This window comes from Streptomyces sp. NPDC059740 (assembly GCF_042733155.1).
Lineage (GTDB): Bacteria > Actinomycetota > Actinomycetes > Streptomycetales > Streptomycetaceae > Streptomyces.
In genome coordinates, this window is sequence record NZ_JBHWGP010000014.1 from 174,988 (window position 1) to 186,930 (window position 11,943).

Annotated in this window: 4 protein-coding genes; all 4 read right to left on the reverse strand. The window is 71.9% G+C overall.

The genetic code is table 11. From position 1 onward, the window contains the following. Positions 1 to 305 precede the first annotated feature (305 nt). On the reverse strand, positions 306 to 1,193 hold the full coding sequence (locus tag ACFV3R_RS19065; RefSeq protein ID WP_385583832.1) for a thioesterase II family protein: 888 nt from the start codon (positions 1,191 to 1,193) through the stop codon (positions 306 to 308). Next, on the reverse strand, positions 1,190 to 8,908 hold the full coding sequence (locus ACFV3R_RS19070; protein ID WP_385583835.1) for an SDR family NAD(P)-dependent oxidoreductase: 7,719 nt from the start codon (positions 8,906 to 8,908) through the stop codon (positions 1,190 to 1,192). Before ACFV3R_RS19070 ends, ACFV3R_RS19065 begins: the two co-directional genes overlap by 4 nt. A 145-nt stretch (positions 8,909 to 9,053) precedes the next feature. Then, a complete protein-coding gene (locus ACFV3R_RS19075) occupies positions 9,054 to 9,902 on the reverse strand; it encodes a class I SAM-dependent methyltransferase (RefSeq protein WP_385583838.1) in 849 nt (282 codons plus the stop codon). 306 nt (positions 9,903 to 10,208) lie between these two features. Then, positions 10,209 to 11,147, reverse strand: a complete 939-nt coding sequence (locus ACFV3R_RS19080; protein WP_385583841.1) for a glycoside hydrolase family 16 protein — start codon at positions 11,145 to 11,147, stop codon at positions 10,209 to 10,211. Positions 11,148 to 11,943: the final 796 nt, after the last annotated feature.

The following is an 11,943-nucleotide window of genomic DNA, read 5'->3' on the forward strand; positions in this document are numbered from 1 at the left end:
GCGACGGATCGGTCCTACCCCCGCCGCCGGGTGCCGCCACCACGGTCACCCGAAAGGATGCAAACCGCGCTATTCGGCCATAGCACACCGTCCGGAATGCTAAGGCGAGCGCGTTCTGCGTGCGTCCGGTGCGGTGGCGGGTCCTCCGGTGCGGTTTCCGTCGCATCGGCTGAGGCTGCTGCTCCCGGGCCCGGAAGCCGTCACCGGGCCCGGACGCCCCTCGCCGCCCCTCTGCCGGCCCCCCGACCCGCCCCGCCGGACCGGTCAGGGGCGCCTCCTCCCTGATCGGGAGTGGGACCGCGCGATCACGGTCCCGAGGGTCGGCCGTTCCGGAGATCGCCGACCGGACACTCCCCCGCAGGCGAGCCAGGACCGTTGACTGGACACACCCACCCTCGCAGGGAGGCGACGAGATCAGCGGTGAGCCGGGAGCTGAGGGCCTCGACGTTGCCGAGGGGGTAGGTGTGGTTGCCGGGAAAGAGGCGCGGGGTGGCAGGCCGGCTGCTGATGTCGTTCCAGCCCGCCAGGGCGTCCGGGGAGATGACGGGGTCGTCCTCGCCGCCGTAGAGAGCCAGTTGGGTGTCCAGCGGTGGTCCCTGGTGGGGCGGGAACTGCAGGGCGAGGAGGAGGTCGGCGAGCATCGGGATCCAGGTGTTGATCAGCGCCCTGGGGTCGTGGTCGGCCCGGTGGGGCAGGCGGCCGAAGAGCTTCTCGATCCCCTCGCGGCCGCCGAGCAGGACGTTCGGAGCCTGTGCGGTGAACTCGGGGTGGTGGGGGGCGGCCATGGCGGACAGGGCGAGCAGGGTGGGCGGGTGGTGGCCGCGCCGGGTGAGGCAAGTGACGGTCTCGTAGGCGATGAGTGACCCCACGCTGTGACCGAACACGGCGTACGGATGGCCGTCGTCGTCCTGGCTGATGCGTTCCGCGAGGAACTGTCCGAGGCGGTGCGGGTCGGTGTGCACCGGCGTTCCGGTGGCGCGTCCGCGTCCGGGCAGTTGCAGGGCGTGCAGACCGACGGCGGACGGCAGGTGGGAAGCGAAGGCTTGGAAGTAGGAAGCGCTCATCCCGGCCGGCGGCATGCAGTAAAGGCGTAGGAGATGTGCGTCGCCGGTGGCCGGGCGCAGGGTGACGAAGTCCGGCTGGTCAGTGGTGGTGGCGCGGGCCGCACTGTACGTCGGGGTGTGGGCGCTCATGCCTGGTCACTCCTCTCACGGCCGGCGACCGCCCCGGTGGGACCGGGGAGACCCGGCTGCTGGACGCGGTGCAGGGCTCGCTTAGCCAGGTCGGGGAGGTGGGTGGCGCTCATCAGTTCCAGCGTGGGGATGTCGCAGCCGAGGTGTTTGCGCAGTGCCGTGGAGAGTTCCAGGAACATCAGGGAGTCGATGCCGAGCAGGTCCAGGCGGCGGGTGCGGTCGAGGCGGTCCACGGGGGTGTGCAGGACGGCGGCGGCGAGCTCGGCGATCCTGTCCTCGATCAGGATGAGGGCCTCGCCTTCGCTCATCGTGACCAGTCTGCTGTGCAAGGTGGTGATGCTGTCGGTGCTCACCTGGTGCCGCTGGAGCAGAGCGCCGGTCCTGGGCGCCCTCAGGCCGGGCAGGACGCGGCTGATGCTGTCCCAGTCGAAGCGGCCCAGTGCGAGAACGGGTCCCCTTCGGGTGTCGAGAAGCCGGTCGAGTGCGGTGAGCGCATCCGTGGCGGTGACGGGGGCCATGCCGTAGGTGGCCATCTCGTCGATGCGCCCGGTGCGGTGGACGAATCCGGCGTCCGCGATGACACCCCATTGCACGCAGAGGGCCGGCCTGCCGCGTCGGTGGCGCGCTCGGACCAGCGCTTCCATCGCGGCATTGGCGGCGACGTAGGGGGCTTGCTGGATGTTGCCGTCGAGGGCGGCCACGGAGCTGTAGGCGAGGAAGAAGTCGGGTTCGTGGTCCTCGGCGAGAGCTTCGAGCGCGTGAAGTCCGGTGATCTTGGGGGCGAGGACGGTTTCCAGGTGGAAGTCGGTGACGTCGACGAGGGGAGCGTCCTGCAGAACCATGGCGGCGTGCACGACACCGCCCAGGCGCCGTTCCCCCAGTGCGGTGCGCACGGGATCGAGCGCACCGGGGCGGGTGATGTCGGCACGGTGCACGGTGACCTCGGCCCCCGCGGTGCGGAGCTCGTCAAGGAGCGCCGCAGCATCGGGCGTCCGGGCGCCTCGGCGTCCGACGAGATGGAGATGGCGGGCGCCGCGGGCGGCGAGGTGACGGGCCGTGGCGGCGCCGAATCCCGCGAGGCCACCGGTGACGAGGTAAGCGGCGTCGGCGTCGAGTGCGCTCGTGGGTGCGGACTCGACGACCGGCGGTGGGGCGTCGAAGCTGATGACGATCCTCCCGACGTGCCGGGCGTGGTGCAGCAGGCTGAAAGCTTCTTCGAAGCGCTGCGCGGGGAAGACCTGATGGGGCACCGGCCGCCAGTGGCCGCCGGAGACGGCTGCGGACAGCTCCGTGAAGTGGCGCCGGACCACGGGCGCCCGCCGGTCGTGCAGGTCCAGGACGTCCACGCCGAAGAACGAGACGTTGCGGGACGGCGGGGAGACGGGCAGCGTATCGTCCCGCTCCGCGTCGCGTCGGCCGAGTTCGACGAAGCGTCCCTGCGGGGCGAGCAGGTGCAGGCTGCGCAGGCGGGCCTCGCCGGGCAGGGAGTTGAGGACGACATCGACGCCGCGGCCACCGGTCAGGTCGGCGACCTGTTCGGCGAAGTCCAGGGAGCGCGAGTCCAGCACGTGCTCGACGCCCAGCAGGCGCAGCAGGCTCCGTTTGGCGGGGGTGCCGGCCGTGGCGATGACGCGCGCCCCGGTTCGCTGTGCCAGTTGCAGGGCGGCCGACCCGACGCCCCCGGTGGCGGCGTGCACGAGGACGGTGTCGTCCTCGGTCAGGCCGGCGCACTGCTGGAGGGAGTGGTGGGCGGTGAGGAAAGCGGTGGGCAGGGTGGCCGCCGCGGTGAACTCCATGGTGTCGGGCAGCGGGATGACGTGCTCGTCGGCCGCGAGGACGTGGGAGGCCAGTGCGGTGTGGGCCATGGCCGCGACGCGGTCGCCCGGCGCCAGACGGGTGACGCCGGGCCCGACTGCGGTGACGGTGCCGGCGCAGTCCAGGCCCAGGCCGGGGAAGCCGTGGCGCCGGGCGGCGGGCAGGGAGCTGTCGCCGGTCGCGGTCAGCAGGTCGTGGTGGTTCAGCGCTGCCGCGGCGGTGCGGATGAGGACCTCTCCTTCGGCCGGGCGGAGCGCGGTGGTGGCACGCCAGGTGAGGAGGGGCTGTCGTCCGGGGGCATCGACGTGCAGTGCGTAGTGGGGTGCGGGCCGGGCTGTGGTCTCCGTGGCGGGCAGTGGTATGACACGCGTGGCGAAGCGCCCGTTCGGCGTGAGGACCACCTCGTCGTCCACGGGTTCCGCGGGGCCGTCCACCGCGGCTGTGCCGCCCTGGAGGTGGTGCAGTTCGTGCAGGAGACGCTGGAGGGTGCCGGGGTTGCCGGGATCGGTCAGGGCGATACGACGCACGCCCAGTGAGGGGTGTTCGTTGGCCAGGCTCCGCGCGGCGCCCCACAGGGGGGCGGCATGAGGTGAGGGCGGCGGGGTGGGTGGCTGCTGGCTTCCGGCGTCGACGATCCAGACGCGCAGGCTCCCTTCGCGTGACTGCGTGCTCCGGCTCCAGGCACGGGTGAGGTCACGCAGCGCGGCGAGCTGCTGTACCGCGTGGGCGGTGTGTTGCTGTGGCCCCGTTGCGGCGGCCGGTTCGGCGAGGAGGATCACGTCGCTCACCGGTCGGGGTGGGTGGAGGCCGTCTGCCGCACCGGTCAGTTCGCGGGTCCAGGAGTCCGCACCGCTTGTCTGCGCGACGTGGTGGACGCGGCTGGCGGGGCATGAGGCGAGCAGTGCCCGGGTCAGCCGGTGCGTCAACTCGGTGGGGGCGTCGGCGGTGGGTGTGCTCAGCAGCCAGGACCGCTGCGCCGTGTGGTCGAGCGCCACCGGGGCGTCGGAGGGGTGTCGTGCGCCGGACGCGCCGGGAGGAGTGCGGTCCGCCGTCTTGTCGGGAACGGCGCGGGCGGCGCGCTCTGCGACGAGGAGGGACACGTGGGGCCGGTCGGCAGTGGTGTCGTCATATTGGCCCGTGGTTTCGAAGCCGCAGTCGGCGAGGAGCTCGGGCCAGCGGTCGTAGGGCACCAGCGGGCCCGCGGGGCGGACGCCCTGGTCGGTGGAGAGCCAGAAGGAGTCCAGCAGGCCGAACACCGGGGCCAGGAGTTCCACGCTGTGGGTCTCCAGGGCGATCAGCTGGCCGCCGTCGGTGAGCAGGGTGGCCATGCCGCGCAGGGCCCGGGAGATGTCAGGGGTGGCGTGCAGGATGTTGGCGGCGATGACGAGGTCGTAGGCCCCTGGCTCGAAGCCTTGGGCCACGGGGTCGCGGTCCGCGTCCAGGACCTTGTGGGTGAGGAAGTCGTAGGTGGCGAAGCGCTTCTCGGCGGCCGGGAAGAACGCGGGTGAGACGTCGGTGAAGGTGTAGTGGACACGCTCGGGCGGCAGGTGCGGCAGCAGGGCCGCGGTGGTGGCGCCGGTGCCCGCCCCGACTTCGAGGATGCGCAGCGGCCGGTCGTCAGGCCAGCCGTCGACGATGTCGCGGACCCAGCCGACGAGCGCGTGGGTGTGCGGGGCGAAGAAGGCGCCGGCCTCGTAGAACCGTTGGACGAGGTGGTCGGACTCGGAGAAGAGCAGTTCCAGGGGGTTGGCGTCACCGGTGAGGACGTCGGCGAGGCGGCCCGCGCACACCCCGTAGGTGAGGGCGGTGACGGACTGGTCGGGAAAGTCCTCCAGCAGACGGCTGAACAGTTCCTCGGGGCGTGGCACGGCCGGGAGGCCCCAGGCGTCGGGCCCGGTGGCGGTGAGGACACCGTGGCCGACGGCCTGGGGCAGCAGGACGTCGAGGAGCTTCGCGTGCTTGGGCTCGACCCCTGCCTCGACGAGGTCGGCCAGGCCGAAGGAGGAGTGCTTCCGGGACGGGAGCAGGTGGTGCACGGCCCGGGCCGTGAAGTGGGCGCAGACTTCGAGCAGACGAGGCCGGAGCGCGTCGCTGATCCGGTGCAGCCGGCGCAGGTGGAGGTCCTCCCGGCTCCGGACCAGTTCCGGAAGTGACGGCGGGGCAGGCAGCGGGCTCCGGACGGGCTCGGGTTGGCCGGGTAGGGGCGCCACCCGCAGGACTTCGGTGAGGCGGTCCTGCGCGTCGCCCGTCTCGGTCTCCAGGCGCCGCAGTTCACAGCCGAGCAGTTCCATGCACACGTCACCGTCGTCGTCGTACACGGCGATGTCCCACCGGACGTCGGGGCCGGCCGCGCGGGTGACGTGGGTGAAGCCGGTGGAGGGCAGGGCCTGCCAGCTGCGGATGGTGGTGATGCGGGCGGGCAGGAACGGGGCGGGCCGGTCCTCGGTGAACATCAGCGGCAGACAGGTCTGCAGCGCGCCGTCCACCAGCGTGGGGTGGGCGATGACTTCGGGCTGGGGCTCGGTCGCGGCGGTGTACTCGTAGCGTCCCAGGGTTTCGTCCGGGCCGGTGTGCAGGTGTGTGACGGTCCGGAATGCCGGCCCGTAGTCGAGACCGGCCCGCAGGGCGGCTGCGTAGTGTTCGTGGGCGGGACGCCTGTCCGGCAGGCGGTGTGCCAGGGCGGCGACGTCCAGGCGGGGGCGCTGGGGGCGCAGCAGGCTCCGCACCCCGGCGCGGACGTGCTCGGTCCAGTCCTGTTGGCCCGTGCGGCTGCGGATGGTGAGCCTGCCGTCCTGGGCGAGGTGGGTGGCCAGGTGGACGTCGTCCCCGTCCGCGGGGCCTGCCGGGTCGGCGCTCCAGTCGAGGGTCAGGGCCCGGTCGATGACCAGGCCGGTGATCTCCAGTGGTGCGTCGTGCCGGCTCCGCGCGGCGGCCAGAGCCATCTCCACGAAGCCCGCGGCGGGCCAGACGACCGCGTCTGCGACCCGGTGGTCCTCGATCCAGGACAGCCGGTCGGGGTCCAGTCGGTGCAACCACGCTGCTTCCGGCCCGGTCTGGCGGGGTCCGAGGAGGGGGTGGGCGTCGGCGGTGTCCTCGCTGGGGGCGTCTTCCCGCCACCAGGACGGGTCGCCGTTCCAGTGCCGCTCGCGCTGCCAGGTCACCGCCGGCAGGTCGGCCACCGCTCCGGGGCGGGGGAAGTAGCTGTCCCAGTCCACCGCTGCCCCGGCGGCAAGTACCCGCAGGACGGTCTGTTGCAGTGCGTCGGCTGTGGCGAAGGTCCGGGAGAGGGTGGGGACGATGACGCCGGGGACGGGGGAGTCGGCGGTGGCACGCCGCAGGTAGGCAGTCAGTACGGGGTGCGGGCCGATTTCGACCAGGACGTCGCAGGCGGCGTCCCCGGTGGTCAACGCGGTGGCGGCCTGGTGGAAGCGGACGGGGCGGCGGATGTTGGCCCACCAGTACGCGGCGTCCAGGTCCTCCCCCGACCCGGCGCGGCCGGTCACCGTGGAGATCATCGGGATGCGGAAGGCGTCGGGGGCCAGGGTTTCCAGTGCACGGGTCAGCTCGTCACGCACGGGGTCCATGGCGGCCGTGTGGAAGGCGTAGTCCAGCCGCAGGTCGCGGAAGAAGACACCGTCGGCGTCCAGGGTGGCGCCGAGGGCTGCCAGGTCCTCGTGCGAGCCCGCGAGGGTGACGTCCTGGTCGGAGTTGATCGCGGCGATCTCCACGCGGTCGTGCAACCCCTCCTGTGCGAGCCGTTCCCTGGCGGCGTGTTCGCTCAGGCCCACCGCGGCCATGCCCCCCGAACCTGCGGTGGCGGCCTGCGCAAGGCTGCGTGCGGCGATGACGCGGCAGGCCTGAGTCCGGGTGAGGCCGCCTGCGCAGTACGCGGCGGCCACTTCCCCGACGCTGTGTCCCATGACGGCGTGCGGATCGACGCCCCGGGCGGACAGGGCGGCGACCAGGCCCGCCTGCACGGCGAACAGAAGCGGCTGCGCGACTTCCGTACGGTCCCAGCGGGAGGCGTCGGCGCGGGCCAGCTCCTCGCGCACACTCCAGCCGAGCAGGGGCTTCAGTTCACTGCTGACGGCTTCGACCTCGCTGGTGAAGGCACCGTCGCGGCCGAGGAGTTCGGCCCCCATGCCCGCCCACTGCGAGCCGTTGCCGCAGAAGACGAAGCCGATCCGGCCTCCGCTCACCAGGCGTTCGGTGACGGTGTCGATCCCCTGTCCTCGTGCCGCCCGGGCCAGGACCTCGGCGGCCTGGGTGAGGCCGGTCGTAAAGAAGGCCGTGCGGTGGCGGCGCCGGGTCCGTCGTCGGCACGCGGTGTAGGCGGCGGCATACAGGGCTTCGGGCCCCTGTGAGGGGTCGGCGGCCAGAGCGGTGAAGTGCTCCGCCCAGGACTCCAGGGTGGCGGTCAGCGCTTGGGGGGTGTGCGCGGAGACAATGACCGGCAGCGGCCGTGCTCCGGTGTCGACGACCGGCACGGCCGCGACGTCGTCCACCGCGGCGCTGTCGGCAGCCCTGGCCCGGGCCGGTGACGCGGTCGGCTCAGGGGGCGAGGCGAGGACGGCGTGTGCGTTGGCGCCGCCGATGCCGAAGGAGTTGATGCCGACCACGACACGGCCGTTGCCGGGAAGCGGGCGAGTGGCGAGTACCGGTTGCAGACCCAGACGGTAGAAGTCGATCTTCGGGTTGGGTGGATCGGCGTGCAGGGTCTTCGGGATGGAACGAGAGGTGATCACGACCAGCGACTTCAGGATTCCCGCCATCCCGGCCGCGGCCTCCAGGTGCCCGAGATTGGACTTGACCGAACCGATCGGAAGCGGTGCGTCGGTGCGGTGGCTGCCCAGCACCTCCCCCAGCGCCGCGGACTCGACGGGGTCCCCGACCAGGGTGCCGGTGCCGTGCGCCTCCAGGTAGGACACCTCGCGCGGCTCGATCCCCGCGGTGGCGTACACGCGGCGCAGCAGGGCAGCCTGGGTGCGTGAACTGGGCGCGGACAGGCCCACGGTGCGGCCGTCGGAGTTGAGTGCGGTGGCCAGGATGACGGCGTGCACCCGGTCGCCGTCGGCGAGCGCGGCGGCCACGGGCTTCAGCACGAGCATCGCGGCGCCCTCGGAGCGTACGAAGCCGTCGGCCGCAGCTCCGAAGGGGTGGCAGTGCCCGGTCGGCGAGAGCACTCCGGCCTGCTCGAAGCCGACGAAGAGGCTTGGTGACAGCATCAGGTTCACCGCGCCCGCCAGGGCGAGCGGGCTGCGGCCGGTGCGCAGGTGCTCGCACGCCTGGTGCAGCGCGGTCAGGCCGGAGGAACAGGCGGTGTCCACGGCGCTGGACGGACCGGTCAGGTCCAGTTCGTAGGAGACGCGGTTGGCGGTGATCGACAGGAGCCCGCCGGTCGTGGTGTAGGGGTTGCTCGAACGCAGGCGGCGCGCCTGCAGGTCGGCGTAGTCGTGGTTGGAGACGCCGGTGACGACGGCTGTTTCGCTGCCCGCCAGGGAGGTGATGTCGATGGCGGCGTCGTCGAGGGCCTCGACCGCGCACTCGAGCAGCAGACGCTGCTGCGGGTCGATACGGGTGGCTTCCCTGGGAGTGATGCCGAAGTACGAGGTGTCGAAGCCGGTGACTTCCGGCTCGGACAGGAAACCACCCGCGGTGGAGTGGAACTTGCCGGGTTTGCCGGGGCTACGGGCTTGATGGGCACTGAGATCGAAGCGGTCCGAGGGCATGGTGCCGACCAGGTCGCGCCCTTCGTGCAGGGCCTGGCCGAGCTGGTCCAGTCGGTGGATGCCGCCCGGCAGGCGCAGGCCCACCCCGACCACCGCCACCGCGTCGGCAGGCAGGCAGGCGGGGTCGTCGGCGGTGGTGGTGTTCGACGCGGAGGGGCGGGGTTCAGCCATGGGGGCTCTCCAGTAAGCGGCACAGGTCCGGATCTCAGTGATCACGACGCACCAACTGAGGCTGTTGGTTCGGCAGACAAGTACTGAGACAGAGGTTTCCGTACCGGGCCACGGCCTCCCCGCCTGGACGGCTCAGGCCGACGGGCTAGCCGGTCAGCCCTGCCACGGGCTTCCGCGCCCATACGGAGATGGCGTTCATGCCGAGGTCCGTGAAGTCCGGGCGGTCGATCAGGGACAGCGCCGCGTCCAACTCGGCGGCCAGGGCGGGACTGTTGCGGGCCTGGAAGTCGCGGAGCTGCGCGAACGACAGACGCCAGAACTCGTCCGCAGGCCCACCGTCACCGATCAGTACCGGCTGCACCCTCATGCCGCCCATGACGAAGCCGCCGTCGGTCACCAGGGTCTGCAACCGTCGGCCCAGGCGGAGATCGCTGCCCTGGGAGGCCCCCAGGGTCTGCTCGGCAACGTGCAGGCCCTGGCGCATCACCGGGTGGGGTGTGGCATCGGCGGGCCCCAGGTCGAGGTCCTCGACCAGGAGGAGACCGCCGGGAGTCAGCCACTGCGCCATGGCAGCCAGCACCTGTGCCGGATCGGCAAGGTGGCACAGGACCATCCGGGCATGGATCACCTCGAAGGAGCCGGCTGGAAAGCCGTCCCGGGTCACGTCGTGGCGCAGGACGGTGATGCGTTCTTCGGCCGTGAGCTCCTCGAAGAAGCGGGTGTCGATGTCCGTCGCGGTGACGTCACCGCTCGGACACGCCCGGGCCAGCATCCGGGCCACCGACCCGGCGCCTGCCCCGACTTCCAGACAGCGAGCCGTGGTGGGCACACCTGCCTGCCCCAGGCAGTGCTCGGTGAGCGGGTCCCACAGGTCCTCCAGGGCACGCAGCCGGCCCTGCTCCCCGGTTCTGTGGTGTCCGAACGCCCCGGCCTCGTAGTCGGGCGCCGCCTCGGATCCGGGCGGGCGCCCGGTCGTGGGGTCGGGTCGGGTCATCGACGGGCCTCCCTGGGCCGGGGATCGGATGTGCCGGCCACGGCAACGCGTTGAGGGTCGCTCCGCGGACGGCGCTTCCCTGGCGGAGCGCAGGTGCGTCTCCCGTGGCCACGGCACGGTACCTCTTGAGGTGAGGTGTCCTGCCGGCCCCCACCGGCGCCTGGACCTGCGGGGTCTGGGCGGCTGCGCCGAGGGCCCGGACGGGGTGCGGGGCCTGCCCGATGTACCCGGGCTGGAGGGCGAAGGCGAACGGCCCGCAGGTCGACCGGCATCCCGGTCGGCGTGCGGGCCGTCAGTTCTCCGTGCTCAGGACTGGCTGACCTCCGCTGAGAACCAGTCCACGCTCATCCCTGCGCCGGAGCTGATGTCGGCCCCGGGGGAGGTGCAGCCGCAGACCTTGTTCGGATACGAACCGCCGATCGCCACATCGAAGATGGCGAAGTACCCGTGGTCGACGGCGGCCTTCCAGGTCGCGTCGGACACCTCGTTCTGGTTCACCGCGAAGGTCTGGACACCGTCCAGGTAGAAGCGCAGCTGCTCGGCCGCCGTGTCTCTGCGGTCGACGATCACCGAGTACGTGTGGTAGCCGGACTGGCAGCCGTCGCAGGCCTGCAATCCGCTGCTGATCCCGTCGGGATCGTGGCACTCGCCGGCCCACTGGCCGCAGTGGAACGTGGTGGAGTGCTGGCTGAGTGCGTTGACGTCCTCCATGATGTCCAGCTCGCCGATGCTGGGCCAGTTGGCGGCCCCGGCCGGGCGGGCGTCGGCCCCCATCGCCCAGAAGGCCGGCCAGTAGCCGAGTCCGCTGGCCGGGTCGGGCTGCTTCAGGGAGGCACTGAGCTGCAGTTGTCCGCCCGGCGGCGCGGCGAAGTCGGTGCGCTGGGTCTCCACCCGGCCCGATGTCCAGTGCCCTGAGGCGTCTCGTACCGGCTTGATCACCAGGTGACCCGAGCCGTCGTGGTAGACGTTCGCCGTCGAGTCCGTGGAGGTCTCGATCTCGCCGGTGCCCCAGTTGGCGGCGCCACCGGGGTAACCGGTGCCCTTGTCGTAGAGCCAGTCGGCCGTGTTGAGGCCCGTCCCGCTCGCGCCGTCGAAGTCGTCCCTGAACATCGTGGTCCAGTCGGCGGCGGCTGTACCCGCGCTTGCGGCCGGCTCACTGGCCGCGGCGGTGCCGGAGAGCCCGGTGGCGGAACCGGCCAGACCGGTGAGTCCGGCCAGCGGAAGGCAGAGGGCGGCGAGCACCACCGGCAGACGCCGTCGGTTACGGCGTCCGGGGCCGGCAGAAACACGTGAGAATCTCGCGAGTGAAGCGATCCTTTTCATGGGGGGCTGCTCTCGTGGGGGGTGGGGGGAAGGCGGTTGAGAGCACTCTCAGTCGCCTTGCGGATGACTGTCGGGCACAGCAACTGACCCCGTCAAGGTGCTTGCATCGTTCACTGCCTGAAAACAACCGGCCTTCAGAGGCGTCAAGTTGACGCGCCATCTTTTGCTGCCGACGCCATGGAAGGTGTAGGTGACGACGTGGCCTTCAAGCCATCGACAGGTACCGGGGGCTCCCTGCTGTACCGAATATCACCGAACGTCACGTGTTGCCCGCTCGTCGGCTCAGCCCCCGGACAAGGGGTGAGAGGGGACGGGAGCCGGGTGCGTGCGTGTCGAGCGGCAGCCCCGACGGCCGGCAGTTCGCCCACCGCTCCCCTCGCTCTGGCCTGCCCGACTCACCCGCCGGTCCGGCTCCGCACCGGAACGACGGGCGCTCCCGCGCCGGCCTGCGGTGCCGGGTCCACATCTTCGCGGCACATTCGGCGTTCAGCAGCACACCGGTGGGCTCCTTGCCTCACTGGGTGTTGCCGTCGTTGAGGACGACACCGCCGAACCGCACGGTGTAGTCGGCGTAGTCGGGGGCTGCCGGCGAGGGTGGCGCCGTGTTCGAGGTGCAGCTCGACGTGGGAGAGCAGGGTCAGGGTGCCGGTGCGGAAGGTGCGGCCGCCGGGGACGCGTGGGCTGCAGCACCCGGCAGCCGCCTGCTGCAGCCCACGCG

Excerpts from the sequence above, each read along its gene's own strand:
- ACFV3R_RS19065 (WP_385583832.1), bottom strand. The coding sequence starts at position 1,193 with ATGAGCGCCCACACCCCGACGTACAGTGCGGCCCGCGCCACCACCACT.
- ACFV3R_RS19075 (WP_385583838.1), bottom strand. The coding sequence starts at position 9,902 with ATGACCCGACCCGACCCCACGACCGGGCGCCCGCCCGGATCCGAGGCG.
- ACFV3R_RS19070 (WP_385583835.1), bottom strand. The coding sequence starts at position 8,908 with ATGGCTGAACCCCGCCCCTCCGCGTCGAACACCACCACCGCCGACGAC.